The following is a 26,000-nucleotide window of genomic DNA, read 5'->3' on the forward strand; positions in this document are numbered from 1 at the left end:
CACGCCAAGGAATATAGACAATGAGCAAGCTGCACCTCGTCTTCGGTGGTCGCGTCAGCGATCCCCAGGGCCTCGATTTCGTCGACCTGAACAACCTCGACATCGTCGGCCTGTTCCCCGACTACAAGGCCGCCGAAAAGGCATGGCGCGCCGCCGCGCAGCGCACCGTCGACGACGCCGAGATGAAATATGTCGTCGTCCACCTGCACAAACTGCTGCAGCCCGACGCCGACGCCTGATCCGTCGTTCCGCCGCAAGCCGCGATCACTCGTTTCCTTTCCCACATCCGCCGTCTGCTCGGTCCACGCTAATCGTTTGCGGATTCGGCGACGAAGTGGCAGATGACCGGCGCTGGATCGGCGGGAAACGGGATATGCACTGGGGCGACACCGTAAAATCGAAGATCGAAACGGTCGGCTCCCTCGTTCTGGGAATCGATCCGGCGCCAGATCATGCGCCCTTGTCGCTGTGCGACCGGTCCGATCTGTTCCTGGAACGATACGTCACGGCCCTTCTCGACGGCGCGGAAGGCAAGGTCGGCTTCGTCAAATTCCAGTCGGCTCATTTCGAGGCGTTCGGCAGCGGCGGGGTGGCCAGCCTCGCACGATGCGTCGCGATCGCGCGCGAACGTGGGATGGCGGTGATCCTCGATGCGAAGCGCGGGGATATCGGATCGACCGCCGATGCTTACGCGCGCGCCTATCTGGTGCCGGGCGGCTCGGACCTTGAAGTCGACTGCCTGACGGTCAACCCGTTCCTGGGGCCGGAAACGCTCGAGCCCTTCGTCAATTGCGCCCGCGATTACGGCAAGGGGCTCTTCGTTCTCGTCAAGACCTCCAATCCCGGATCGGGTTGGCTTCAGGATCAAAGCGCGGACGGCGCTCCCGTGTCGGAGCGCGTAGCCGAAACCGTGGCCGAGTGGGCGGACGAAACCATCGGCGATCATGGGATAGGCGCGGTCGGCGCCGTCGTCGGCGCGACCTACCCGTCGCAGGGGCAACGATTGCGAACCGTCATGCCGCGATCGGCTTTTCTCGCGCCGGGCCTGGGTTTTCAGGGCGGGGACCCGCGCGCGACTTCCACCCTCGCGACGCCGACCGGGCCCGTGCTCGCTTCCGCCTCGCGCGGCGTCGGAGCCGTCGAAGATCGCAAGATGCCGCTCGATGCCTATCGCGCCTTGATCCAGAGCCGCCTTGACGGGTTTCGCCAGGCTCTCAACTCAGCCGCGATACACGCTTCCTTGCCGGGATGATGCGTCAGCGGAAATTGTCGGCGTAGGCCTGGATCTTCAGACGGCGCGTCGGCGTCGGGATGATTTCGACTTCCAGACCCTCGCGCGCGGCATAGGCGAGCGCCTCGTCGCGGGTCGCAAAGCCCAGGCGAAGCTGACGCTGCGTGTCGCCGCTGCCCGCCCAGCCCATCAGCGGATCGGCCTTGCGCGGTTCGGCGGGGGCGAACTCCAGCATCCAGCGCTGCGTTCCGGCGCGGCCTGACTGCATCGCATTCTTGGGCTTCTGGAAAATCCGCGCTTTCATGGTTCGTCCTCAACTGGTGCTGGTGCCGATGCCGCCGCCTTAGCCATTTGCGGCGCGCCCGGAAAGAGGGCTTATCGCGCATCGCGCCGCGCCTGCGCCGCCTTGGTGAGCAAGGTCGGCCGCGCGCTTGCCGGGTCGTCGGGCCAGCTGTGTTTCGGATAGCGTCCGCGCATCTCGCGCGCCACCTCGTGCCAGCTTCCTTTCCAGAATGAAACGATGTCGCGCGTCGTCTGGATCGGGCGATGCGCCGGCGAGGTCAGCGCGAGGACGAGCGGCATCGGCGGATCGCCGACGGTCGGATGGCGCGCGAGGCCGAACATCTCCTGCACCCGCACGCTGACCGTCGGTCCGCCCTCGGCGCCATAGTCGATCGCGTGGCGGCTGCCCGCCGGCGTCGCATAGTCGGCGGGCGCCAGCTTTTCGAGCAACTGCCGTGCCGGCCAATCGAGCAGGCCCGCCAACGCGTCGGCCAGCCGCCGGTCGCCGATGTCGCGCAGCCCCCGGCAATTGCCGAGCAACGGTTCGAGCCAGATGTCGAGGCTGTCGGCAAGCGCGGCCGTCGACAGCGCGTCGAGGCCGGCGAAAGAGGCCCGCTGGCGCAGCGCCTGCGATGCCGGACCCCAGCCGATCAGCCCGAGCCCCTTATCGCGCACCGCGGCAAGCCGCACCGCACCGTCGTCCTCGGCCCCGGCCTCGCGCGCCGTCCGGCCGCTTGTCAGCACAACCGCGCCCAACCGCCGTTCGCGGCGGTGGTCGACGCGGTCGGTATCGGCGTCGTAGCGGCTCGCCGTCTGCTGAACGATGCGGTCGGCGAAGATCGCCTCGACCTCGGCCGCGTCGATTGCCGCCGCGGCGAGGATGCGCACGCCCGCCGCATGCCCTTGCGCGTCGGCGATGGCGAGCCATTCGCTACCCGCGAGCGGATCGACAGGATCGATGCGATAGGCGCGCCCGCCGACGCCCAGATATTCGCCGCGCTGGCCAGCGCGCCGGCGCGCGACGCGGTCAGGCCAAGCCGTCGCGATCCAGCCGCCGATCGAGCGCGTTTCGCTCGATCCGGATGGCTCCGCCAATCGTTCGCCCAGCGCGGCAAGGCGCCGGACCAGACGTATCGCGCCCTCGGCGCGGTCGCCCCTCATCGCCTTCCAGCGGCCGAGCCGCGCCTCGATATCGACGCCGCGACCGCCGAGCCCCGGCTCGGTAAGCAGCACCGCGAGCCGCGCCGCGAGACCGGCCTCGCCCGCCCCTGCCGCGTCGAGCAGCATGTGCGCGAGAGGCACCGGCAACGGTACGGCCGCGAGCGCCTGACCATGCGGCGTGATGCGCCCGTCGTCGCCGAGCGCATCGATCGCCTGCAATCGCCCCTTTGCTTCGGCGACGGCGGCCGGCGACGGCGGATCGAGCCAGCCGAGCTGCCGCGGATCGACGATGCCCCAGCTCGCGCAATCGAGCACGACCGGCATCAGGTCGTTCTCGTGGATCTCGGGCGGGTCGAACGGCGGCATGCCCGCGGTCGCCGCCGCTTCCCACAACCGATAGGCAACCCCCGGCCCCTGACGCGCCGCGCGCCCCGCACGCTGGGTCGCCGATGCCTGGCTTGCCCGTTCGGTGACGAGCCGCGCGATCCCCGCCGCCTTGTCGAAACGCGGGCGGCGCGACAAGCCGGCGTCGATGACGATGCGCACGCCGTCGATGGTCAGGCTGGTCTCCGCGATGCTCGTCGCGAGGATCAGCTTGCGCGCGCCATCGGGGTCGCGCACAAGCGCCTTGCGCTGCTGCGCCGGGTCGACCTGCCCATGGAGGCGATGGACGACGAGAGGCAGGCCGGCCGCCTCGACCGCCGCCGCGGCGCGCTCGATGTCGGCAGCGCCGGGCAGGAAGGCGAGCATGTCGCCCTCCGGTTCGTCGGCCATCGCCTGCCGCACCGTCGCCAGCAGCGATGCTTCGAGCCGATCCTCGGCACGGCGGCCGACATGCCGCAGGTCGAGCGGCCAGCTTTTCCCCTCGCTCCGGATCACCGCCGCGTCGCCGAGCAGGGCGCTAAAGCGTGCGCCATCGAGCGTCGCCGACATGGCGACGAGACGCAGGTCGTCGCGCAGCCCCTGTTGCGCGTCGATGGCCAGCGCGAGCGCGAAATCGCCGTCGAGGCTGCGTTCGTGGACCTCGTCGAACAGCACCGCCGACACGCCCTGAAGCTCCGGGTCGGCGAGGATGCGATTGCGGAACAGGCCGGGGGTCATCACCAGCAGCCGCGTCGCGGGCGACTGGCGGCTGTCGAGCCGCGTCGCATAGCCGACGAGCCCACCGACCGCGGCGCCCATTTCCTCGGCGATCCGTTCGGCCGCGGCGCGCGCCGCGAGCCGGCGCGGCGAAAGCAGCCATATCGCGCCCTTGCACCACGGTTGGTCGAGCAGGGCGGGCGCGACGCGCGTCGTCTTGCCCGCACCGGGCGGCGCGACGACGACAGCATTGGGTTTCAGGGTCAGCGCCGCCAATATGTCGGGCAGCACCGCGTCGATCGGCAGGATCGTCGACCCGCGCGTCATCCCCGGTTCAATAGGCGCGGGCGACCGCGAAGGCGACGGCTTCGGTCAGCGCCGCCTTGGCCCGGCTGGCACGGAAGCCGCCGATCGCATCGACCGCGCGCTGGCCGTAGTGACGCGCCCGCGCCAGCGTGTCGGCAATCGTGTCGTGCTTCAGCAGCAGCGCGGTCGCATGGGCGAGGTCGTCGTCCGAGGTCCGGTGGCCGACGATCGCCTGCTTCCAGAATTCGCGCTCCTCCGCCGTGCCGCGCGCATAGGCGAGGATGACGGGCAGCGTGACCTTGCCATCGCGGAAATCGTCGCCGACCCCCTTCCCCATCGTCGCCTCGTCGGAGACATAGTCGATCGCATCGTCGACAAGCTGGAAGGCGATGCCGAGATTGCGGCCATAGGCGTCGAGCGCCGCCTCGGTCGCCTCGTCGCGCTCGGCGACCACCGCCGCGATCTTGCACGCCGCGGCGAACAGTTCGGCGGTCTTGGCGTTGATGATCTCGAGATACTGGTCCTCGCTCGTCTCGATCCGGCGCTGCGCCGAAAGCTGGTTCACCTCGCCCTCGGCAATCACCGCGGACGCGCGGGAGAGGATCTTCAGCACCTTCAGCGAACCATCCTCGACCATCACCTCGAAAGCTCGGCTGAACAGGAAATCGCCGACGAGGACCGACGCGCTGTTGCCCCAGATGATGTTCGCGGTCTTGCGGCCGCGGCGCAGGTCCGACCCGTCGACGACATCGTCGTGGAGCAGCGTCGCGGTGTGGATGAACTCGACCGCCGCGGCGAGCTTGCAATGGCGGTGGCCCGGATAATCGAGCAGCTTTCCGCACGCCAGCGTCAGCATCGGCCGCATCCGCTTGCCGCCGCCCGCGATCAGATGACCCGCCAGCTCGGGGATCAAGGGCACCTGCGACTGCATGCGGTCGAGGATGACCGCATTCACCTCGTTCATATCGGCGGCGACGAGCGCCATCATCGGGTCGAGCGAGGGCGGCCGGTCGCCGTGGAGCTGGAGGATTTCGGCAGTCATGACGCGGCGAGCCTTGGCCGCGCCATCCCGATTTTGCAACGACTTTCGGCTTGCCAGCCGCCCCCCGCCGGTGCCAAGCGTGCCGGGCACGAGAGGAGCCGCGCATGGACGACCAGTTGAGCCGTTACCGCCAGAGCATCGACAATATCGACGCGGCGCTGATCTATATGCTCGCCGAACGGTTCAAGGTGACGAAGGCGGTGGGCGAGTTGAAGGCACGGATCGACCTGCCGCCTGCCGATCCCGACCGCGAGGCGCGCCAGGTCGAGCGGCTGCGCGGCCTGGCCCGGGAGGCCGACCTCGACCCCGAGTTCAGCGAGAAATTCCTCCGCTTCATCATCGACGAAGTGATCCGCCACCACGAACATTTCAAAAGGGAGGCCGGTGCATGACCCTCGATCACCCCATTTTCGCCAAATGGCCGGCGCGCCATCCCGAGCGGCTGCAACTCTTCACCGCGCCGACCCCCAACGGCGTCAAGGCGAGCATCATGCTCGAGGAAACGGGCCTGCCCTATGAGGCGCATCGCATCGACATCATGGCGAACGAAAGCCATGACCCGGCCTTTCTGGCACTGAACCCCAACGGCAAGATTCCGGCGATCTACGATCCCGACGGACCGGGCGGAAAGCCGCTGGCGCTGTTCGAATCGGGGGCGATCCTGATCTATCTCGCCGACAAGACGGGGATGTTCCTGCCCGCCGATCCCAACGCCCGCTACGAAACGATCCAGTGGGTGATGTGGCAGATGGGCGGTGCCGGCCCGATGTTCGGCCAGCTCGGCTTCTTCCACAAGTTCGCCGGACGCGACTATGAGGACAAGCGTCCGCGCGACCGCTACGCGGCCGAATCCGCGCGGCTGCTGGGGGTGCTCGACGACCGGCTCGACGGGCGGACGTGGATCATGGACGAGGGATACAGCATCGCCGATATCTCGCTGCTCGGCTGGGTGCGCAACCTGATCGGGTTCTACGACGCCGCCGACATCGTCGGATACGAACGGTTCCGCAACGTCCAGACGTGGCTCGACCGCGGCCTTGCGCGGCCGGCGGTGCAGCGCGGGCTGGAGGTCGGGGCGGCTTAAGCCACAAAAGCCCCGCATGTGCGATCGGGCAGGCGAATGGCGAACGGGTCAACGAGCCATCGTCATGCTGGCACGGCCGGATAATGCAGGACAGCGGAATTTCGCGCGGGTTCGGTGAGCCGGGAGGTGGAGCGCGCCATTGTTGCTTTCACCTTGTCGTTCCCGCGAAAGCGGGAACCCAAGGAAAGGTCAGCTGGCGCATGCTCTGGACCCCCGCTTTCGCGGGGATGACGAAGATGGGGAATGTCCACCGCTCCAGCAACCTGTACCGCTACCCCGCCGGTAGCCGTAGGCGCACGAGCGCGCCGCCCAAATCCTCGCTTTCCTCCAGCGCGACGCTGCCGCCATAGATTTCGGCGACGTCGCGGACGATCGCCAGGCCCAGACCGGTTCCGGGCTTGTTGCTGTCGAGCCTTACGCCGCGGTCGAAGATGCGATCGCGATCGGTCGGCGAAATGCCCGCGCCGTCGTCCTCGATCAATATCTCTGCCATGTTGCCGTCGCGCTGCACCGTGACGAAGACGCTGCCGCCGCCATATTTGGCGGCATTGTCGAGCAGGTTGCCGACCAGTTCGTCGAGGTCCTGGCGCTCGACGCGCGCGACGACATTCCGGTCGCCCGCGGCGTCCAGCCGCACGTCGGGATAGAGCGCGGCGACCGCGCGCGACACGCTGTCGACGCTGGCGAAGACATTGGCGCGCGCCTGCGCCGCGCCGCGCCGACCGACCGCGCGCGCGCGCGCCAGATGATGGTCGACCTGCCGCCGCATCGCCGCCGCCTCGCGCCGCACGATGTCGGTGAGGTCGCTCGTCGAACCGGTGGCGCTGGTGAGCAGGACGGTCAGCGGCGTCTTGAGCGCATGGGCGAGGTTGCCGGCGTGCAGCCGCGCCTCCTCCGCCTGCTTTTCATTGTGCGCGAGCAGCGCGTTGAGTTCGTCGACCATCGGCTGCACCTCCAGCGGCAGCGGCGCGATGATGCGGCGATTTTCCCCGCCGCGCATCGCCGCGATCGCGCGGCGGATATGGCGCAGCGGCCACAGGCCGTAGAAGGTCTGCAAGCCCGCGAGCACGATCAGGCCGAGGCCGAGCAGCGCCAGGCTGGGGATCAGTGTCGCGCGCACCGCCCGGATCTGAAGGTCGAGCGCCTCGCGCGACTGGGCGATCTGGAAGCGCCAGTTGACCTTGCTGCCGGGCAGCACGACATCGCGTTCGAGCACGCGCAGTTCCTCGTCGGGGAACTGGCGGCTGTCGTAGGTATGGAGTTGCCGGTCGTCGTGCTTGTCCGACGTGTCGAGGCGACGCTCCCACAGCGAGCGCGACGGATAGGGCTCCTGTCCGCCGCCGCTGATCTGCCAGTAAAGGCCGCTGTAGGGTTCGAGGAATCGCTGGTCGCCGAGCGGCTCGATCATCCGCACCTCCCCGTCGGGACCGATTTCCGACGAGCGGATCATCGCGATCAGCACATATTCGAGGTTCGAATCGAAATTGCGCGTGATCGCGCCAGTCAGCACCCGGTCGAGCGCGAAGCCGCCGCCGATCAGCAGCAGCGATATCCACAGCGCGGCGATCGCGATCATGCGCCGCGCCAGCGAGCCGGTGATGCGGCTCGTCAGCGCCGGGCGCGATGCGAAATCGTCGCTCGCCGCTTCTGCTTTCGCCGCATCCCCCTCGGTCATCGGCCGACGGTCAATCCTGTGGATCGTCGAGCTGGTATCCGAGGCCGCGGATGGTGGTGATGATGTCGGCGCCCAGCTTCTTGCGGATGCGCGTCACGAAAACCTCGATCGTGTTCGAATCGCGGTCGAAATCCTGATCGTAGATATGCTCGATCAGCTCGGTGCGCGACACCACCTTGCCCTTGTGGTGCAGGAGGTAGGAGAGCAGCTTATATTCCTGCGCGGTCAGCTTCACCGGCTCGCCGCCGAGCGTCACGCGGCCCGAGCGGGTGTCGAGGCGCACCTTGCCCGCGACGAGTTCGCTCGACGCATTGCCCGAGGCACGGCGGATCAGCGCGCGCAGCCGCGCGATCAGTTCCTCGGTCTGGAAAGGCTTGGCGAGATAGTCGTCGGCACCGGCGTCGAGCCCGGCGACCTTGTCCGACCAGCTGTCGCGCGCGGTCAGGACGAGCACGGGGAAATTGCGCTTTTCCTTGCGCCAGCGGTCAAGCACGGTCAGCCCGTCGATCTCGGGCAGGCCGAGGTCGAGGATCGCGGCATCGTAGCTTTCGGTCGAACCCAGGAAATGCCCCTCCTCGCCATCGGTGGCAAGGTCGACGGCATAGCCGTTCGCTTCGAGCGTCGCCTTGAGCTGCGGCCCGAGCGTGGGTTCGTCTTCAACAATCAGGATCCGCATTCAAAGGCCTTTCTGCCGCGGACCGGCACCCGCCGGCCGCCTGGGTTGCGACTGTCTAACAACTCCGAACGATCATCGCAAAATGTCGTTGCACGAAGCGGGATTCAGCGGAAGGAATTCAGGGCTTGCGGCCCACGATGCGGCCGGTGCGCGCGTCGACATAGACGACGACGACCTGGCTGCCGTCCATGAACTTGAGCGCATAGACCATCTGGCTGGCGATGAACTGCGGCCCGCCGAGATAGGTCATTCCATTATAGGGCGGACGCGAGCGCACCTCCGCGATCAGCTTGTTGAGCGGGATCACCTCGCCCTGCGCCGCCGCCTCGCGCAGATGGTCCTGATCGCGGTCGCCGCGCGCGGCCGCGGGGGCGCCCATCGAAAGCAGGACCGCCGAAGCGAGCGAAAGGATCAGGGCGCGGGTCATGACCGCATCCTGTAAGTCCGACGCATTGAATAGGCGATGAATGACGTGGTCAGCCCCCATATCGCTTCGGGTTCGGCCGTCCGGATCATGGTGGGCGCGGCAAGGATTGAACTTGCGACCCCACCCGTGTGAAGGGTGTGCTCTACCACTGAGCTACGCGCCCGTTCCGGCTGTTGCGGCTGATGCCGCGTCCGAAAGCGGGTCGTCCATAACCGCTGCGGCGATGATTGCAACGAGCTTTTGCACGCACCGTATGCAAATCGGGCCGCGACTTGCGCCGCGGCCCGAGATTTGTTCGCCAAAAGGCGCCTGCCTTAGTTGCAGGCGTCCTTGAGGGCCTTGCCGGCCTTGAACTTCGGCTGGTTCGACGCCGCGATGGTCATCGTCTCGCCGGTGCGCGGGTTGCGGCCGGTCGACGCCTTGCGCTTGCTGACCGAGAACGTCCCGAAGCCGACGAGACGGACTTCGCCGCCCTTCTTCAACGATGCGGTGATCGCGTCGAAAACGGCCTCGACCGCCTTGCTCGCATCGCCCTTGGTCAGGCCGCTCGAGTCAGCGACGGTGGCGATCAGGTCTTGCTTGTTCATGCCTAAGGAACCCCTGTGAGTGGTTGTAAGTGATTCATGGCCTTGCCATGGCGCGTCACTAACGCCGTTTCACCCCGCCTTGTCAAAGCAAAAAACGGGGAAAAACGCCCCGAATCGGCGTTTTTGCGACGAAAAGCGCTCCGTACGCCACGCCCGGTCGGCGCCCGGTCAGTGCCGGATCGCCGATTCGGGGTCGGCGCCGGGCGCCAGCGGCGGCGACGCGGCCAGTTCGTCGGCCTCGGTCCACTCGATCGGTTCGACGGGTCCGGTCAACGCTTCGGCCAGGACCTGGTCAGCGTGGCTGACCGGCACGATCCGGAGCTTCTCGGTGATATTCGCCGGAATCTCGACCAGATCCTTCTCATTCTCCTCGGGAATCAGAACGGTCGTGATGCCGCCGCGCAGCGCCGCGAGCAGCTTTTCCTTGAGCCCGCCGATCGCGAGCACCCGCCCGCGCAGCGTCACCTCGCCGGTCATCGCGACATCCTTGCGCACCGGGATGCCGGTGAGCGTCGACACCATCGCGGTGACCATGCCGACGCCCGCCGACGGACCGTCCTTGGGCACCGCGCCTTCGGGCAGGTGGATATGGATGTCCTTGCGCGCGAACAGGCTGGGCTTGATGCCATAGGCCGGGGCGCGCGCCTTCACGAACGACAGCGCCGCCTGCACCGATTCGGTCATCACCTCGCCGAGCTTGCCGGTCGTGCGCACCTGGCCCTTGCCGGCGACGGTCACCGCCTCGATCGTCAGCAGTTCGCCGCCGACCTCGGTCCAGGCAAGGCCGGTGACCGCACCGACCTGATCCTCGCGATCGCCGACGCCGTGGCGGAATTTCCGCACGCCGGAAAACTCGGCCAGATTCTCGGGCGTGATCGTGACGCTCGTCGCCTTGCCTTCGAGAATCCGGCGCAGCGCCTTGCGCGCCAGCCGCGCGATCTCGCGCTCCAGCGTGCGGACGCCCGCTTCACGCGTGTAATAGCGGATGAGGTCGCGCAGCCCGTCTTCGGTCAGTTCGAACTCGTCGAGCTTCAGCCCGTGCGCTTCGACCTGCTTGGCGATCAGATGGCGCTTGGCGATCTCGACCTTCTCGTCCTCGGTATAGCCTTCGAGCCGGATGATCTCCATGCGGTCGAGCAAAGGCTGCGGCAGGTTGAGCGAGTTGGCCGTCGTCACGAACATCACGTCCGACAGGTCGACGTCGATTTCCAGATAATGGTCCTGGAACTTCGCATTCTGTTCGGGATCGAGCACCTCGAGCAGCGCCGACGCCGGGTCGCCGCGGAAATCCTGGCCAAGCTTGTCGATCTCGTCGAGCAGGATCAGCGGGTTCATCGCCCCCGCCTTCTTGAGGTTGGTGACGATCTTGCCCGGCAGCGAGCCGATGTAGGTGCGGCGATGGCCGCGAATCTCGGCCTCGTCGCGCACGCCGCCCAGCGACTGGCGCACGAACGCGCGGCCCGTCGCCTTGGCGATGCTGCGGCCCAGCGAGGTCTTGCCGACGCCCGGCGGGCCGACGAGGCACAGGATCGGCCCCTTCAGCTTGTTGGTCCGTGCCTGCACCGCGAGATATTCGACGATGCGGTCCTTGACCTTTTCGAGCGCGTAATGGTCGTCGTCGAGCACGGCCTGCGCGGTCGCGATATCCTTTTTGAGCTTCGATTTCTTGCCCCAGGGCAGGCCGAGCAGCGTGTCGAGATAGTTGCGGACGACCGTCGCCTCGGCCGACATCGGCGCCATCGCACGCAGCTTCTTCAATTCGGCTTCGGCCTTGGCCTTGGCTTCCTTCGACAGCTTGAGCGTGTCGATCTTCGTCTGGAGTTCGGCAAGATCGTCGCCGCCCTCGCCATTGTCGTTTCCGAGCTCGCGCTGGATCGCCTTCAACTGTTCGTTGAGATAATATTCGCGCTGGCTCTTCTCCATCTGCCGCTTCACGCGACCACGGATCTTCTTTTCGACCTGCAGCACGCCGAGTTCGCCCTCCATGAAGGCGAACACCATTTCGAGCCGCTTGGCGGGCGCCTCTTCCACAAGCAGCGCCTGCTTGTCGGCGACCTTGATATTGAGGTTGCCGGCGACCGAATCGGCGAGGCGCGAGGCGTCGTCGATCTGCGAGAGCTGCACCGCAGTTTCAGCGGGCATCTTCTTGTTGAGCTTCGCATATTGCTCGAACTGGTCGACGACCGACCGCATCAGCGCGGCGGTATCAACGCTGTCGTCGACCGCGTCGGCGGTGGACTCGACGGTCGCCATCACGGCCTTGTCCTCGGTCGCGAGGTCGATCAGCCGGGCGCGCTGCTTGCCCTCGACGAGCACGCGGACGGTGCCGTCGGGCAACTTCAGGAGTTGGAGCACCGTTGCAATTACGCCGGTATCGTAGAGGTCGTCGCGTACCGGATCGTCCTCGCCCGGATCGAGCTGGGCGACGAGGAAGATTTCCTTGTCGGCCTCCATCGCCGTCTCGAGCGCCGCGACCGAACGGTCGCGGCCGACGAACAGCGGAACGATCATGTGCGGGAAAACGACGATGTCACGTAGCGGAAGAAGGGGAAAGGTCTGGCTCATCAGGGCTCCTGGAAGGCGCTCCGAGCGGACGCGCCTCCCTGTTCATAGGGTCGTTATCGCTAATATGGCGTAACCTGCCGCCTATTCAATGACACGGGGCTGAACGGCGACCTCCCAACTCCGCGAACGGGGGTTCAGGGCGCCGGGGAGACCTCAGAACGGCAGCTTGAAGCCCGGGGGCAGCGGCAGGCCGCTCGTCATCTTGCCCATTTCCTCGTTACTCGCCTGGTCGGCCTTGTCGCGCGCGTCGTTGAAGGCGGCGGCGAGCAGGTCCTCGAGCATCTGCTTCTCGCCCGGGACCATCAGGCTGTCGTCGATCGCGATGCCCTTGATCCGCCCCTTCGCGCTGGCGCGAATCCGCACGAGCCCGCCGCCCGAGACGCCTTCGACCTCGATCGTGTCGAGCTTGGCCTGCGCCTCCTGCATCTGCGCCTGCACCGAAGCGGCCGCTTCCTGCGCCGCCTTCATCATTTCCTCGATGGATTTCATGACTGGAACCTTTGCTGATGATGCTCGTCCTCGACAAGCCTTGCGTCGGGAAAAGCCGCCAGGGCAGCCTTCACGACAGGCAGTTCGCGAATCCGCGCGTCATTGTCGGCGCTCTTCGCTTCCGCCACGTCCTTCAGGCTCGGGCGCGCCTCGCCTTCGCCGGCGCGCACTTGCCAATGACTGCCCGTCTGCGCGCGCAGCACCTCCCCCAGCCGGCGCGCGAAATCGCCGTCGAGCGTCGGGACCGCGGCGAACACCAGCAGCCCGGGCTCCAGCTCGATCACGCGCACCTCGTCATGGACCTGCCGTGCGAGCTGCTGGTGCCCGCTGCTGTCGAGAAGATGATGAATCTGCCGGATCGTGAGCGCCACCGCCGGAGTCTCGGCGGGCGCCACTGCCGCGCTCTCCGGTCCGGCCGCCGCGGGACCCGGCGAAGGGGGCGCCGACAGGGCGGACGCACCGCCCGCCTCGATGCGCTTCGCGAGCTCGCCCGGATCGGGCAGCGAGGCGGCGTAGATGACGCGCAGCAGCAGCATTTCGAGATGCTCGAGCGGATTATTCGCGCGCAGCACCTCCTCATGCCCCTTGAGCAGGAGCTGCCAGAGGCGGTTCAGCGGCGCGAAGCCCAGCTTCTGCGCCCAGTCGCCGATGCGCGCGCGGTCATCGTCCGACAGCGCCGGGTCCTCGTGGCGCGACACCTTGGCAAGGGTGACGGCATGCGTCAGGTCCATCAGCCCGCGCACCATCGCGACCGGTTCGATCCCCAGCGCATATTGGGCGCGGGCGAGGTCGATCGCGCCGCCCGCATCGCCCTCCAGGATCGCCGCCATGAGTTGCGCGATCGTCGAGCGATCCGACAGGCCGAGCATCGTGCGCACCTGCTCGGCGGCGATCCGGCCACCGCCGCCGCCGGATTCGAGATCGGCGTGCGCGATCGCCTGGTCGAGGATCGACAGCCCGTCGCGCACCGAACCCTCGGCCGCATTGGCGATCAGCCAGATCGCCGGCGCCTCCGCCTCCACCCCTTCCTTCTGGAGGATGGCGCTGAAATGCGCGAACAGCATGTCGGGGGTGATGCGGCGGAGGTCGAAGCGCTGGCAGCGCGACAGCACCGTCACCGGCACCTTGTTGACCTCTGTCGTCGCAAACAGGAACTTGACGTGCGGCGGGGGTTCCTCAAGCGTTTTCAGCAGCGCGTTGAAGGCGTTGCGCGACAGCATGTGCACTTCGTCGATGATGTAGATCTTGTAGCGTGCCGACACCGCGGCGTAGCGCACCGCCTCGATGATCTCGCGCACGTCGTCGACGCCGGTGTTCGACGCGGCATCCATCTCGATCACGTCGATATGGCGGCCTTCGGTGATCGCGCGGCACGGTTCGCAGACGCCGCACGGATCGATCGTCGGCCCGCCCTGCCCGTCGGGACCGATGCAGTTGAGCGCCTTGGCGATCAACCGCGCGGTCGAGGTCTTGCCGACACCGCGCACCCCGGTCATCAGGAAAGCATGCGCGAGCCGATCGCGGGCGATCGCATTGCCGAGCGTGCGGACCATCGCGTCCTGGCCGATCAGTTCGGCAAAGGTCTGCGGCCGATATTTGCGCGCAAGGACGCGGTAAGGCCCGGCCTGCGCGGCGGGCTGCGCCGGCGTTTCGGGCAGGTCCATTCCCGGCATCGCGGGTTCGTCGTCGGCGGAATCGCTCATGCGCCCGTCTTAGGGGCGGCCGGAGCGCTTGTCGAAGGGGAATGCGAGGCCGCCGCACCCCAATGCTTACGTCATCCCGGGATGACGATTCAGACATGTCGTGAGGGTGGGAGCCGGAACGACCCGCAGCGAATTCGTTGCGGCTGCTTCCTTCCGGACCTGACCGGGTTGGCGAAGACTGCGTCCGCCCGACTCCCGGCGCGGATATGGCGGCGGATCGCGCGAAATGCAAGCAGGAGCCGTTCTGTAAATGTCTTCCGGATTTGAATTTCCATTTCCGGCTTCCTACAGATCGTGGCCGCACCCGGAGGACGAACGATGGAAGCCTGCATAAGAAGGTTCTTCGAAAGATATGAGAGCTTCTTCAACCGGTCCCTCGCCGGCGACACCGATATGAAGGAGGTCGCGGCGCTATACGCGTCGGAGTTCATCGCAGCATCGCCCGCGGGCGTGATGACCGGCAAGAACGACGACCAGCTGAAGCAGGTCATGGCGCAGGGCTATGAACGCTATCGGGCGATGGGAACGAAGGAGATGCGGATACGCGACATCCGCGTTTCCCCCATGGATGAGCATCATTGCGTGGCCCATGTCGCCTGGACGGCACATTATGCCCGCAAGGATCGACCGGACGTGGCAATAGACTTCGACGTTCACTATTTCGTTCAGAAACTGGATGGCGAACCAAAGGTTTTCGGCTGGGTATCGGGCGACGAACAGGCGCTTCTGAAAGAGCATGGTATCGTCTGAGGTCGATTCAACGCGCCCCCTGCATGTTACGGCTTTCCCCCGGGATATGCACGGTCAGCCCGTCGAGCGCCTCGGTCAGCACGATCTGGCACGACAGGCGGCTGGTGCGGCGCGCGCCGGCGGCGAGGTCGAGCATATCCTCTTCTTCTTCGCTCGCGGGCGGCAGGCGGTCGAAATCCCCGCGCGCGACGATGACGTGGCAGGTCGAGCAGGCCATCTGGCCTTCGCATGTGCCCTCGAGCGGCATCAGATACGCCTGCGCGACGTCGAGCAGGATGTCGCCGGGGGCGGCCTCGGCCTCGGTGCGGCCCTTGCCATCGGCGTGGATGAAAGTGACGCGCATCAATCGACTCCCTGCAGCCGCGCCGCGTCCCTGATCGCGGTCATGCCGTCGCGCAATTCCGCCTCGCTGGTATAGCGCCCCCAGCCGAGGCGGATCGAGGCGCGCGCGTCGGCCTCGCCCACCCCCATCGCGCGCAACACATGGCTGACCTTTCCGGAGCCGCTGCCGCACGCGCTGCCGAGCGAGAAGGCGACGTTCCGCGCATCGGACATCAGGCGCAGTCCGTTCACCCCCTCGCGCCGGATATTGAGATTGCCGTGGTAGCGCCGCTCGACCGAGCCGTTCACCGTCCATCCGGGCAGGCCGTCGAGCGCGAGCGACCAGAGGCGCTCGACATGGCGCGCATCGGCTTCGGCGCGCTCCGCCATCAGTGCCGCCGCCGCGCCGAAACCAGCGCACAGTGCGGGCGACACGGTGCCCGACCGCATTCCCTGTTCCTGCGCGCCGCCGAGCAGCAGCGGCGGCAGGTCGACGCCGTCCTTCACCCACAGCGCGCCGATCCCCTTCGGCCCGTGAATCTTGTGCGCCGACAGCGCGATCAGGTCCGGCCCGTCGGGGATCGCGACGCGGCCGTAACCCTGTACCGCATCGCACAGCAGCAGGCTTTGCCTCGCATGCGCGGCGGCGACGAAATCGGCGACCGGCTGGATCGTCCCGACCTCGTTGTTGACGAGCATCGCCGCGACGATGCCGCCCTCTGGAATCAGCGCCGCATCGGGGGGGAGCGCCAGCCCCTCGCCATCGACCGGCAGGGCCGCCGCATTCAGGCGTTCGAGGCATTGCAGCGACGCGGCATGTTCGATGGCGAGCCCCGCGACGCCGCCCGGCTTCGCCTCCGCTCCGCGCAGCAACGCCCAGTTGAGCGCCTCGGTCGCGCCCGAGGTGAAGAAGACGCGCCCGCCCTTCGGCAGCAGCGCCGCGACCTGGTCGCGCGCGACCTCGACCGCGGCGGCGGCGGCGCGGCCGGCCTTGTGCGTGCTCGACGGATTGGCGAAGCTGTCGCCGTCATCGGACAGCCAGCGCAGCATCGCCTGGCGCGCTTCGGGGGCGAGCGGCGTCGTGGCCTGGTAGTCGAGGTAGATCATTCCGCCGGTCTCTGCTCTTCCATCTCTCATCATCGTCACCCCGGACTTGATCCGGAGTCCATTCACGCAGCGTCGAAAGAATGGACCCCGGATCAAATCCGGGTGACGAACAAGCACTTATTGCGAACGATTCGCAAAAGTTGCAACTTGCCACCGATTTTCTATATAGGCGCCAATTCCGCTCCGCCACCCCGTACCCCACGCGAATCGGTGGCCAGCCCGACACAGATAAAGGTGCTCCATGCCCGACGTCATTTTCCCCGGCCCCGAGGGCCGCATCGAAGGCCGCTTCTCTCCCCCGCCGCGCCCGCGCGCGCCGGTCGCGCTGATCCTGCATCCGCATCCGCAGGGCGGAGGCACGATGAACGACCGCATCACCCAGGCGATGTACAAGAGCTTCGTCGCGCGCGGCTTTGCGACGTTGCGCTTCAACTTCCGCGGCGTCGGACGCAGCCAGGGGACGTTCGACAACGGCATCGGCGAACTCTCCGATGCCGCGTCGGCGCTCGACTGGGTGCAGTCGATCCATCCCGAGGCGCAGACGACCTGGGTCGCCGGCTTCAGCTTCGGCGCCTGGATCGGCATGCAGCTTCTGATGCGCCGCCCCGAAATCCGGGGCTTCCTGTCGGTGGCGCCGCCCGCGAACATGTATGATTTCAGTTTCCTCGCGCCCTGCCCTTCGTCGGGGATCATCGTCGCGGGCGGCGCGGACGAGATCGTGCCGCCCACCGCGGTGCAGAAGCTGGTCGACAAGCTGCGGACGCAAAAGGGCATCACCATCCATCACGACGAGATTCCGCGCGCGAACCACTTCTTCGAGCATGAACTCGACCAGTTGATGAAGAGCCTCGACAATTATCTGGACATGCGGCTCGCGCCCGATTCACCGATCCGGTAACAATCCGTCGCGGGGGCGACGGATCAGGTCGTCGGGATCAGCCAGATCGCGACATTGGCGAACATCACCAGCGCCGCGACGAACATCAGCAGCGCGCGGCGCCGGTCTCCCTTGCGAAAGAGATAGGCGCCGCCGCCGGTCAGCGCGACCCCGGTGAACACCAGAACGGACATGATCGTGTCGGACATCGCGCCGCCTTATCGCCCGCGTCACAAATTTACCACCTCGCTTATGGCAAAGCGGGGCGGCTTCGCCTAAAGCGCGCTCATCCGATTCCCTCGAAACCCAGCGGGAGACGCGCCATGCGCATCGCCATTGCATCCGACCATGCCGCATATGAGCTGAAGGCCCTGCTGGCGGAATGGCTGCGCGGCGAGGGGCACGAGGTTGCCGACCTCGGCACCAACGGGCCGGAATCGGTCGATTATCCCGATTATGGCTACGCTCTCGCCGATGCGGTCGCGACCGGCGGCGCGGAGCGCGGCGTCGCGCTGTGCGGGTCGGGCATCGGCATCTCGATCTCGGTCAATCGCAACCCGGCGTGCCGCTGTGCGCTCGTTTCCGAACCGCTGTCGGCGAGGCTCGCACGCGAGCATAATGACGCGAACGTCATCGCGATGGGCGCGCGGCTGACCGGCATCGACATGGCGAAGGCGTGCCTGACCGCCTTCCTGTCCACCGATTTCGCCGGCGACCGCCACGCGCGCCGCGTCGACAAGCTTTCCAACCCGCAACTGGAGACCAGCCGATGACCACAGACACGCTCGACAAGCCCATCAAATCGGCCGGTTATTTCACCGACGGCGTCGGTACGACCGACCCCGCGGTCGCGGCGGCGATGCAGCATGAGCTGGAACGCGAACGCTATCAGATCGAACTGATCGCGTCCGAGAACATCGTTTCCAAGGCGGTGCTCGAGGCGCAGGGATCGGTCTTCACCAACAAATATGCCGAAGGCTATCCGGGCCGCCGCTATTATCAGGGCTGCGGCCCGTCGGACGAGGTCGAGACGCTGGCGATCGACCGCGCGAAGCAGCTTTTCGACTGCAATTTCGCCAACGTGCAGCCGCATTCGGGCGCGCAGGCGAACGGTGCAGTGATGCTGGCGCTGACCAAGCCGGGCGCGACGATCCTCGGCATGAGCCTCGACGCCGGCGGCCACCTGACGCACGGCGCCGCGCCGGCGCTGTCGGGCAAATGGTTTAACGCCATCCAATATGGCGTGCGCGCCGACGATCATCTCGTCGATTTCGACCAGGTCGAACGCCTTGCCAAGGAGCATCGGCCGGCGCTGATCATCGCGGGCGGTTCGGCCTATCCGCGCACGCTCGACTTCGCGCGCTTCCGCGCCATCGCCGACGATGTCGGCGCGCTGCTGATGGTCGACATGGCGCATTTCGCGGGCCTCGTCGCGGGCGGCGCGCACCCGTCGCCGATGGAACATGCGCATGTCGTCACCACGACGACGCACAAGACGCTGCGCGGCCCGCGCGGCGGCATGGTGCTGACCAATGACGAAGCGATCGCGAAGCGGATCAACTCGGCGGTCTTCCCCGGCCTGCAGGGCGGTCCGCTGGTGCATGTCATCGCCGCGAAGGCGGTCGCCTTCGGCGAAGCGCTGCGCCCAGAGTTCAAGACCTATGCCAGGGCGACGATCGCCAACGCGCAGGCGCTGGCGAACCGGCTGAAAGCGCGGGGCGCCGATATCGTCGCGGGCGGCACCGACACGCACCTCGCGCTGATCGACCTGCGCCCGCTCGGCATCACCGGCCGCGACGCCGACGAGGCGCTCGAACGCAGCGCGATCACCTGCAACAAGAACGGCGTCCCCTTCGACCCGCTGCCGCCGGTCAAGACCAGCGGCATCCGCGTCGGATCGCCCGCCGGCACGACGCGCGGCTTCGGCATCGCCGAGTTCGAGGCGATCGGCGACATGGTCGCCGACGTGCTCGAAGCGCTGCGCGACAAGGGCGAGCAGGGTGACGCCGATGTCGAGGCCGACGTCCGCGCGCGCGTCCGCGCCCTGTGCGAACGCTTCCCCATCTATCAGGGATAGGATGATGGCGCGCCAGCACCCCGAGGAGCCGACGCTGGTCGAACTGACGATCGAAGAGGTCAAGGCGATGGGCCGGCAGGGTATGCACCACCCCTCGACGCGCCCGGTGCTGACCGGCGGGGCGATCGGCGCGGTCGCCGGTGCGTTACTGCCCGTCGTGAGCTGGCCGGTCGGCCTGCTCGCGGGAGCGGCGATCGCGCTCTATGGCCGGGTGAAACGCTGAGCGATGCGCTGTCCCTATTGCGGCCATGAAGACAGCCAGGTGAAGGACAGCCGTCCGACCGAGGACGGCGCCGCGATCCGCCGCCGCCGCCAGTGCGAGGACTGCGGCGCGCGCTTCACCACCTTCGAGCGCATCCAGCTTCGCGAGGTCGCGGTGCTCAAGGCGGGCGGCAGCCGCGAACCCTTCGACCGCGAGAAGCTGATGCGCAGCGTCCAGATCGCGTGCCGCAAGCGCCCGATCGACGGCGCGCGCATCGAGCGGCTGGTATCGGGCATCCAGCGCCAGCTCGAAACATCGGGCGAGAATGAGGTGAAAGCCTCGCAGATCGGCGCGATGGTGATGGAGGCGCTGAAAGGCTTCGACAGCGTCGCCTATATCCGCTTCGCCAGCGTGTATCGCGATTTCACCGAAGCGAAGGATTTCGAGGAGTTCGCCTCGACGATCAACGAAGCGGCGCACAAGGGCGGCTCGTGACCAAGGCGCCCGCCCCGGTTATCGTCCTCGTCCGTCCGCAGCTCGGTGAGAATATCGGCACCGTGGCGCGCGCGATGCTTAACTTCGGGCTGACCGAACTCCGCCTCGTCGCCCCGCGCGACGGCTGGCCCAATCCGGCCGCCGGCCCCGCGGCGTCGGGCGCCGACGTCGTGCTTGCCAACGCCCGGGTCTTCGACACGCTCGCCGATGCGGTCGCCGACTGCACTCACGTCTACGCCACGACCGTGCGCAAGCGCGGCGTCACCAAGCCGGTGCTGACGCCCGAAGCCGCCGCGACGCAGGTTCATGCCACGTCCGGTCGCTCGGCCTATGTCTTCGGCCCCGAACGGTCGGGGCTCGACAGCGACGATGTCGCGCTCGCGCACAACATCGTCACCGTGCCGATCAATCCTGCTTTCGGATCGCTGAATCTGGCGCAGGCGGTGATCCTGATCGCCTATGAATGGTCGAAGGGCGAAGCGCTCGCGAGCCCGCCCGAGGCGCCGCTCGATCCTCCTGCTCCGCATCGGGAACTGGAGGATCTGATCGATCACCTCGTCCGCGATCTCGATGCGGCAGGCTATTTCTTTCCGCCCGAACGCACCACCGCGACGCTGCGCACGCTTCGCACCGCGCTGACCAAGACGGGATGGTCGCACAATGATATCAGGATGATGCACGGCATCGTTACGACGCTGGGGAAAGCGCGGAAATCGGCTCGCGGCGGCGATAATTAGGCGCGCAGATCGTCCCAGCGGTCGAATTCGTGCGCGATCGACTGTTCGACCAACTCGTTCCACACGGCCCGGATGCGCGCCGCGTCGAGCCCCGCCGCTTCGGCCGCGCGTCCGACATTGTCGAGCACCTGCGCCTTGCGCGGCTCGTCGCGGACCGCGCCGCGCTCAGCCTTGATCCGCGCCGCCGCGTCCATATAGCCGAAGCGGCGCGCCAGCAGCGCGACCAGTTCGCGGTCGACCTGGTCGACCCCTTCGCGCACCTCGATCATCGTCTGGCATTGTTCGGGCGGTTTGGCTGTCATGTGCGTCGCCTTTAGCGGCTTTTTCGGCGCTGTCGAGCGGGTCGCCGCACTTGACTCGGACACACGCTCCGTCTAACCGCGCGCCTTCGCAATGGACCCCGCACCCCGGTGAAGCGGCGGTCGCGCAGGAAGGCTTTCCTGTGGTGCGACCCGGGACACAAGCCGAAATTCCTCGGCACACAGCAGATTGGAGACGACCGATGTCGAAGCGCCATAGCGCCAAGTACAAACTCGACCGCCGCATGGGCGAGAATATCTGGGGCCGCCCGAAGAGCCCGGTCAACCGCCGCGAATACGGCCCCGGCCAGCATGGCCAGCGCCGCAAGGGCAAGATGTCCGACTATGGCATCCAGCTTCGCGCCAAGCAGAAGCTGAAGGGTTACTACGGCGACATCACCGAAAAGCAGTTCAAGAAGAACTATATCGAAGCCGCGCGAATGAAGGGCGACACGAGCCAGAATCTGATCGGCCTGCTCGAACGCCGCCTCGACGCGATCGTCTACCGCGCCAAGTTCGCGCCGACGATCTTCTCGGCCCGCCAGCTCGTTAGCCACGGCCACGTCTATGTGAACGGCGTCAAGTGCAACATCGCAAGCCGCCTCGTGAAGCCGGGCGACGAAGTCACGCTGGGCAAGAAGGCGCAGGAAATGGCGCTGGTCGCCGAAGCGCAGAGCCTGCCCGAGCGCGACCTGCCCGAATATGTCGCGGTCGACGGCACCAAGGCCACCTTCGTCCGCGTCCCCGCGCTCGACGAAGTGCCCTATCCGGTGAAGATGGAACCGAACCTGGTCGTCGAATTCTATTCGCGCTGATCGGTCCGGATCACGAAATCAAAGAGGCGGTCCGGCAACGGGCCGCCTCTTTTCGTTTCAATGCGGCAGGAAGGCTGCAATGCGCGTGAGCATCTCGGTCCGGCTCTTGCTGTCAGACAAACTGTGCGCCAGCCCCGGATATTCGATGAGTTCCACCCGGCCGCCCGCGGCCGTGAGCGCGCGCTTCATCGCCCGCGATTGTTCGATGTCGACATTCTGGTCGAACGTGCCATGCACCATCAGCACGGGCACCCGGATCGCAGCAGCGTTCCGTAACGGCGACCCTTCGCGGACGTGCGGCCCGGACCCGATGTAGTCGCGCACGATGCGCTCCGAAGTGTATTTCTTGCTGTCGTTCTTCCGCATTTCGAGATCGGTAACGGGCGCGATCGCGACGATGGCCTTGAATAGGCCGGGATCGACGACGCCCGATTGCAGCGCCGCATATCCACCATAGGACCAGCCGACGATCGACAGGCGGGCGGGATCGGCGCCCTGCGACAGCAGCCAGCGGCCCGCATCGTCGATGTCGCCGATCGCGGTCCGCCACGACTGGAAACCATTGATCACGAACCATTCGTCGCCATAGCCGGCCGAACCGCGAAAATTGGGCTGCACGACGGCGAAACCCTTGTGCGCGAGATATTGCGCGAGCCAGTCGAAGCCCCATTCATCGCGCGCAGATGGGCCGCCATGCGGCATGACGATGGCGGGAAGCCCTTTCGCGTCGCTGCGCCCCGGCGGGAGCGTCAGATAGCCAGGGATCGACGTGCCGTCGGCCGAAGCATAGCGGATCGGACGAACGGGAGAGAGAGTGATATCCGCCAGCAGCGGTCGCTCATCGAGCAACGGACGCAATTCCTTGGCGGCAGGCGTATAGCGATAATAGCGTCCGGCGTCGGTGTCGGATCCCACCCACAGCAACCAATGCTTTTCGTCGGCCGACGCATCAATAAAATTGACCTGCTTGTCGCCGAGCGCGCGCGCCAGCGCCTGGGCCATCGCCTCTACCTTGGGATCGGTCACGACCATCTGGCGCTTTTCGGTGGCGAAAGTCACGCCGACAACGCGCTGATCGCGACCCACGCGAACCAGTCCGTCAACATCAACATGCGGATGCGCGAAGAGGGTTTCGGTGGTCCCCGATCCGTCGAGTCGCCTGGCGACCGCCGCGCGGCGCCCGTCGACCTTGTCGAAACCGATGGCACGATCGGTCGCGGCATCGACGGTATAGGGATCGAACCCGTCCGACGTCAGCACGTCGACCGTCGACAGCGGCTGCCAGTTTCCACCAGCGGCGGGTTGGAAAAGATAGGTAAGCGTGCGGCTCAGATTATCGGTCCGCCCCTTAATCGGATGCGTCCCCATGATACGCAGACGCCCCTTGCCGTCGGTGATGAATTCGACGGCATCGGGGTGCGGCTTTTCAACCACGCGCACGCTGCCCGACTGCACGTCGACTCGGTCGACTCCCAGCCCCTCCGCATCCTTTGTAATCAACGAAGATGTATAGCGGTTGACCTCCGGAACATGGCTGCGCGTCATCAGGATCGAATCTTCCTGATCGGGCAGCCAGTCGATGACGCCTCCGCCCCGCAGATCATAGCCCAGTGCGTTGCGTCCGCGGCGAACGCTCAGCGATTTCGGATTGCGACCGTCGGCATCGACTCCGACGATGTTGCTGAACCCCAGCAACTCGTCGCCATATTTCTGCACACCGCCGACCTGGCAGATGAGCCGCCGGTCGTTGGCCCAGCGACACCAGTACAACCATTCAGGATCACCGCTCGAACGCAATATACGCCGAGGCGCACTGTTATCGGCGATGTCGACGACATAGAGGTCATTCGCCTGCCCTTTGTTGGGAGCGATAAACGCCAGCCGCTGTCCATCGGGCGACAGGCTAGCCTGCATGACGCCGGGAAGCGTTCCGAAGCGCCGCGCCGCATCGTCCTCCTGTGCTGCCGCCAATCCGCAAAATGGTGCCATCGCCGCGACCGCAACACCGCACGCGAGCACCCGCCTACGCTTCAGACCCGTCATCTTTTGCCCCCTTTTCTTTTGCCCCCGCCAAATGCGACCCTCCCCAATGCTCCGCCCGCCCTCCAAAAAGGGGGCGAAAACGAGAGCGGCATGGCAGACTCCCTTCATGGGTCCTGCTGCCGGGCATCGTCAAGCCACCCTGTTCATGTGTGGTCTCCACGCCCTTGCATCGGTCCGACCGGACTGCCAAAAGACGCCCTTCGTCGATTTTCGAGAAGGAATTTCCATGCCCCGCACCTCTCTGGTCGCGCTTTCGGTCACGGCGCTGCTCGCCGTTGCCGGGTGCAGCGCTCCCGACAAGGCGGCCTCTTCCGCCCTGCCCGACGTGCAGTTTCCCGAACTGTCGCTCCAGACGCTTCAGGACGCGACGAAGGAATTGTCGTCGGACGCCTACGAGGGGCGTGCGCCGGGCACCGCGGGCGAGGAGAAGACGCTCGCCTATCTGATCAGGCAGTTCGAGGCGGCGGGGCTTCAGCCGGGCAACGACGGCAAGTGGACGCAGGACGTGCCGCTGGTCGAGATCACCGCGAAGAATGCGACGCCGCTGACCTTCACCGGCGGAAAGACGCCCGTAACGCTGCAATATGCGAAGGATTATGTCGCGTTCAGCTATCGCGTCCAGCCGAAGACCGAAGTCAAGGACAGCGACGTCGTCTTCGTCGGCTATGGCATCAACGCCCCCGAAAAGGGGTGGAACGACTATGCCGGGCTCGACGTCAAGGGGAAGACGGTCGTCATTCTCGTCAACGATCCCGATTGGCAGGCCAAGGAAGCGAAGGGCGAATTCAACGGCCGTGCGATGACCTATTACGGCCGCTGGACCTATAAATATGAGGAAGCGGCGCGGCAGGGCGCGGCCGCGGCGCTGATCGTCCACGACACCGAACCCGCCGCCTATGGCTGGAACGTCGTCGAGTCGAGCAACACCGGCACGCAATATCTGGCCGACAGCCAGAATGGCGGCGCCGACCAGACCGCCGCCAACGGCTGGATCCAGCTCGGCAAGGCGAAGGAATTGTTCGCGAGCGCCGGGCAGGATTTCGACAAGCTGCGCCAAGCCGCGGGCAAGAAGGGCTTCAAGGCGGTGCCGCTGACCGGGGTCAAGGCCTCGCTGGGCTTCGACAACGCCATCACCAAGAAATTGTCGCACAATGTAGTCGGCATCCTGCCGGGCGCCAAGCGGCCTGACGAATATGTGCTCTATACCGCGCATTGGGATCATCTCGGCCGCTGCACGCCGGTGAACGGCGACGGCATCTGCAACGGCGCGGTCGACAATGCGACCGGCACCGCCGCGCTGATCACGCTCGCGCAGGCCTATCAAAAGGCCGGAGCGCCCGACCGCAGCGTCGTCTTCGTCGCCGTCACGGCCGAGGAGTCGGGACTGCTCGGGTCCGAATATTATGCCGCAAATCCGATCTTCCCACTCGCCCAGACGGTCGGCGGAGTGAACATGGACGCGCTGAACCCCAGCGGCCCCGCCAAGGACATCGTCGTCGTCGGGCGCGGCAAGTCGGAACTCGACACCTATCTCGAAAAGATCGCCAAGGCGGCGAACGTCACGATCGTCGACGAACCGACGCCGGAAAAGGGCTTCTATTACCGGTCCGACCATTTCAGCTTCGCCAAGCGCGGCGTGCCCTTCTTCAACTTCGGCGCCGGCCAGGATCTGGTCGAGGGCGGCACCGACGCCGGGAAGAAGGCGTCGGAGGATTATGAGAAGAACCGCTATCACGCCCCCGCCGACGAATATGCGGCGATCAAGAACTGGGACGGCATGCTCGCCGATCTCAAGCTCTTCTATGCCGCCGGCCGCATGCTCGCATCGACCGACGCCTGGCCGAACTGGGTGAAGGGCGACGAGTTCCGCGCCGCGCGCGACAAGTCGCGCCCGACGAAGTAGGTCGGAGTCCGCTCCTCGTCATGGCGAGGGGCGACGCGGCACGGTAATCTCCGGCTGCCGTCCCGA

General features: G+C 66.5%; 28 protein-coding genes, 1 tRNA gene and 1 other RNA gene. 13 read left to right on the forward strand and 17 right to left on the reverse strand.

Annotation, left to right across the window (positions count from 1 at the left end):
- Nucleotides 1-20: 20 nt before the first annotated feature.
- Nucleotides 21-239 (forward strand): DUF4170 domain-containing protein, encoded by a 219-nt coding sequence (locus SGR02S_RS07970; protein ID WP_067107700.1) that lies wholly within the window; start codon nt 21-23, stop codon nt 237-239.
- A gap of 134 nt (nt 240-373) precedes the next feature.
- Nucleotides 374-1,252, forward strand: coding sequence for an orotidine-5'-phosphate decarboxylase (pyrF, locus tag SGR02S_RS07975; RefSeq protein ID WP_067107701.1), 879 nt, complete (start codon nt 374-376; stop codon nt 1,250-1,252).
- A 4-nt stretch (nt 1,253-1,256) separates the two neighbouring features.
- Here pyrF and SGR02S_RS07980 read toward each other — a convergent pair whose 3' ends face one another.
- The 3 genes from SGR02S_RS07980 to SGR02S_RS07990 form a co-directional block, all read right to left on the reverse strand.
- On the reverse strand, nt 1,257-1,535 hold the full coding sequence (locus SGR02S_RS07980) for an ETC complex I subunit (RefSeq protein ID WP_067107702.1): 279 nt from the start codon (nt 1,533-1,535) through the stop codon (nt 1,257-1,259).
- 71 nt (nt 1,536-1,606) lie between these two features.
- Nucleotides 1,607-4,081, reverse strand: a complete 2,475-nt coding sequence (hrpB, locus tag SGR02S_RS07985; protein ID WP_067107703.1) for an ATP-dependent helicase HrpB — start codon at nt 4,079-4,081, stop codon at nt 1,607-1,609.
- A gap of 7 nt (nt 4,082-4,088) precedes the next feature.
- The gene (locus SGR02S_RS07990; RefSeq protein WP_067107808.1) at nt 4,089-5,102 is read right to left on the reverse strand and encodes a polyprenyl synthetase family protein; all 1,014 of its coding nucleotides are present in this window, start codon (nt 5,100-5,102) and stop codon (nt 4,089-4,091) included.
- A gap of 104 nt (nt 5,103-5,206) precedes the next feature.
- On the opposite strand from SGR02S_RS07990, the gene SGR02S_RS07995 reads away from it, so the two are divergent.
- Nucleotides 5,207-5,494: a chorismate mutase gene (locus SGR02S_RS07995; RefSeq protein ID WP_067107705.1), complete on the forward strand. Its 288-nt coding sequence runs from the start codon at nt 5,207-5,209 to the stop codon at nt 5,492-5,494.
- Nucleotides 5,491-6,186: a glutathione S-transferase N-terminal domain-containing protein gene (locus SGR02S_RS08000; protein WP_067107708.1), complete on the forward strand. Its 696-nt coding sequence runs from the start codon at nt 5,491-5,493 to the stop codon at nt 6,184-6,186. The genes SGR02S_RS07995 and SGR02S_RS08000 overlap by 4 nt, the downstream gene beginning before the upstream one ends.
- Before the next feature lie 271 nt (nt 6,187-6,457).
- Here SGR02S_RS08000 and SGR02S_RS08005 read toward each other — a convergent pair whose 3' ends face one another.
- The 9 genes from SGR02S_RS08005 to ffs all read right to left on the reverse strand — a co-directional run bounded on the left by SGR02S_RS08005 (nt 6,458) and on the right by ffs (nt 14,508).
- Nucleotides 6,458-7,861 carry a sensor histidine kinase gene (locus SGR02S_RS08005; RefSeq protein WP_082797027.1) on the reverse strand — a complete coding sequence of 468 codons (1,404 nt, stop codon included), beginning with the start codon at nt 7,859-7,861 and terminating at the stop codon, nt 6,458-6,460.
- A gap of 10 nt (nt 7,862-7,871) precedes the next feature.
- On the reverse strand, nt 7,872-8,537 hold the full coding sequence (locus SGR02S_RS08010) for a response regulator transcription factor (RefSeq protein WP_067107710.1): 666 nt from the start codon (nt 8,535-8,537) through the stop codon (nt 7,872-7,874).
- 118 nt (nt 8,538-8,655) lie between these two features.
- The gene (locus SGR02S_RS08015) at nt 8,656-8,964 is read right to left on the reverse strand and encodes a hypothetical protein (protein WP_067107713.1); all 309 of its coding nucleotides are present in this window, start codon (nt 8,962-8,964) and stop codon (nt 8,656-8,658) included.
- An 88-nt stretch (nt 8,965-9,052) separates the two neighbouring features.
- Nucleotides 9,053-9,127: transfer RNA gene (locus tag SGR02S_RS08020), tRNA-Val, on the reverse strand.
- Between the two features lie 151 nt (nt 9,128-9,278).
- Nucleotides 9,279-9,551: an HU family DNA-binding protein gene (locus SGR02S_RS08025; RefSeq protein ID WP_067107716.1), complete on the reverse strand. Its 273-nt coding sequence runs from the start codon at nt 9,549-9,551 to the stop codon at nt 9,279-9,281.
- A gap of 168 nt (nt 9,552-9,719) precedes the next feature.
- Nucleotides 9,720-12,116: an endopeptidase La gene (gene lon / locus SGR02S_RS08030; RefSeq protein WP_067107720.1), complete on the reverse strand. Its 2,397-nt coding sequence runs from the start codon at nt 12,114-12,116 to the stop codon at nt 9,720-9,722.
- A gap of 153 nt (nt 12,117-12,269) precedes the next feature.
- A complete protein-coding gene (locus tag SGR02S_RS08035; RefSeq protein WP_067107723.1) occupies nt 12,270-12,605 on the reverse strand; it encodes a YbaB/EbfC family nucleoid-associated protein in 336 nt (111 codons plus the stop codon).
- On the reverse strand, nt 12,602-14,308 hold the full coding sequence (locus tag SGR02S_RS08040; protein WP_082797028.1) for a DNA polymerase III subunit gamma/tau: 1,707 nt from the start codon (nt 14,306-14,308) through the stop codon (nt 12,602-12,604). The genes SGR02S_RS08035 and SGR02S_RS08040 overlap by 4 nt, the downstream gene beginning before the upstream one ends.
- Nucleotides 14,309-14,410: 102 nt before the next feature.
- Nucleotides 14,411-14,508, reverse strand: an RNA gene (gene ffs / locus SGR02S_RS08045) — signal recognition particle sRNA small type.
- A 118-nt stretch (nt 14,509-14,626) separates the two neighbouring features.
- Here ffs and SGR02S_RS08050 point away from each other — a divergent pair.
- Complete coding sequence (locus tag SGR02S_RS08050) at nt 14,627-15,058, forward strand: DUF6841 family protein (RefSeq protein ID WP_067107726.1); 432 nt, start codon at nt 14,627-14,629, stop codon at nt 15,056-15,058.
- A gap of 7 nt (nt 15,059-15,065) precedes the next feature.
- Here SGR02S_RS08050 and SGR02S_RS08055 read toward each other — a convergent pair whose 3' ends face one another.
- The gene (locus SGR02S_RS08055; RefSeq protein ID WP_156483009.1) at nt 15,066-15,404 is read right to left on the reverse strand and encodes a 2Fe-2S iron-sulfur cluster-binding protein; all 339 of its coding nucleotides are present in this window, start codon (nt 15,402-15,404) and stop codon (nt 15,066-15,068) included.
- The gene (locus tag SGR02S_RS08060; protein ID WP_067107732.1) at nt 15,401-16,486 is read right to left on the reverse strand and encodes a cysteine desulfurase family protein; all 1,086 of its coding nucleotides are present in this window, start codon (nt 16,484-16,486) and stop codon (nt 15,401-15,403) included. Before SGR02S_RS08060 ends, SGR02S_RS08055 begins: the two co-directional genes overlap by 4 nt.
- Before the next feature lie 241 nt (nt 16,487-16,727).
- Here SGR02S_RS08060 and SGR02S_RS08065 point away from each other — a divergent pair, with 241 nt between their 5' ends.
- Entirely contained in the window at nt 16,728-17,384 is a 657-nt protein-coding gene (locus SGR02S_RS08065) for an alpha/beta hydrolase (RefSeq protein WP_067107735.1), read from the forward strand.
- A 23-nt stretch (nt 17,385-17,407) separates the two neighbouring features.
- Here the strand turns inward: SGR02S_RS08065 and SGR02S_RS20230 are convergent, their stop codons facing one another.
- Nucleotides 17,408-17,572: a hypothetical protein gene (locus SGR02S_RS20230; protein WP_169799658.1), complete on the reverse strand. Its 165-nt coding sequence runs from the start codon at nt 17,570-17,572 to the stop codon at nt 17,408-17,410.
- Between the two features lie 114 nt (nt 17,573-17,686).
- Between SGR02S_RS20230 and rpiB the strand changes: the two genes are divergently transcribed.
- From rpiB to SGR02S_RS08090, 5 genes are read left to right on the forward strand one after another with little or no spacing between them, the layout of a single operon-like run.
- Nucleotides 17,687-18,136 (forward strand): ribose 5-phosphate isomerase B, encoded by a 450-nt coding sequence (rpiB, locus tag SGR02S_RS08070; protein ID WP_067107737.1) that lies wholly within the window; start codon nt 17,687-17,689, stop codon nt 18,134-18,136.
- Nucleotides 18,133-19,440, forward strand: coding sequence for a serine hydroxymethyltransferase (gene glyA, locus SGR02S_RS08075; protein WP_067107740.1), 1,308 nt, complete (start codon nt 18,133-18,135; stop codon nt 19,438-19,440). Before rpiB ends, glyA begins: the two co-directional genes overlap by 4 nt.
- 4 nt (nt 19,441-19,444) lie before the next feature.
- Entirely contained in the window at nt 19,445-19,663 is a 219-nt protein-coding gene (locus tag SGR02S_RS08080) for a hypothetical protein (RefSeq protein WP_067107819.1), read from the forward strand.
- Nucleotides 19,664-19,666: 3 nt separating this feature from the next.
- Nucleotides 19,667-20,137: a transcriptional regulator NrdR gene (nrdR, locus tag SGR02S_RS08085; RefSeq protein WP_067107743.1), complete on the forward strand. Its 471-nt coding sequence runs from the start codon at nt 19,667-19,669 to the stop codon at nt 20,135-20,137.
- Nucleotides 20,134-20,874, forward strand: coding sequence for an RNA methyltransferase (locus SGR02S_RS08090; protein WP_067107746.1), 741 nt, complete (start codon nt 20,134-20,136; stop codon nt 20,872-20,874). Before nrdR ends, SGR02S_RS08090 begins: the two co-directional genes overlap by 4 nt.
- On the opposite strand, the gene SGR02S_RS08095 is transcribed toward SGR02S_RS08090, so the two are convergent.
- Entirely contained in the window at nt 20,871-21,176 is a 306-nt protein-coding gene (locus SGR02S_RS08095; RefSeq protein WP_067107749.1) for a chorismate mutase, read from the reverse strand. The two genes, SGR02S_RS08090 and SGR02S_RS08095, sit on opposite strands and share 4 nt — an antisense overlap.
- A gap of 200 nt (nt 21,177-21,376) precedes the next feature.
- Here SGR02S_RS08095 and rpsD point away from each other — a divergent pair, with 200 nt between their 5' ends.
- On the forward strand, nt 21,377-21,988 hold the full coding sequence (gene rpsD / locus SGR02S_RS08100) for a 30S ribosomal protein S4 (protein ID WP_067107752.1): 612 nt from the start codon (nt 21,377-21,379) through the stop codon (nt 21,986-21,988).
- Between the two features lie 57 nt (nt 21,989-22,045).
- Here rpsD and SGR02S_RS08105 read toward each other — a convergent pair whose 3' ends face one another.
- The gene (locus tag SGR02S_RS08105; protein WP_082797029.1) at nt 22,046-24,031 is read right to left on the reverse strand and encodes a S9 family peptidase; all 1,986 of its coding nucleotides are present in this window, start codon (nt 24,029-24,031) and stop codon (nt 22,046-22,048) included.
- 226 nt (nt 24,032-24,257) lie between these two features.
- On the opposite strand from SGR02S_RS08105, the gene SGR02S_RS08110 reads away from it, so the two are divergent.
- Complete coding sequence (locus SGR02S_RS08110; RefSeq protein WP_067107755.1) at nt 24,258-25,934, forward strand: M28 family metallopeptidase; 1,677 nt, start codon at nt 24,258-24,260, stop codon at nt 25,932-25,934.
- Nucleotides 25,935-26,000: the final 66 nt, after the last annotated feature.

It is taken from the genome of Sphingopyxis granuli NBRC 100800, from assembly GCF_001591045.1.
Lineage (GTDB): Bacteria > Pseudomonadota > Alphaproteobacteria > Sphingomonadales > Sphingomonadaceae > Sphingopyxis > Sphingopyxis granuli.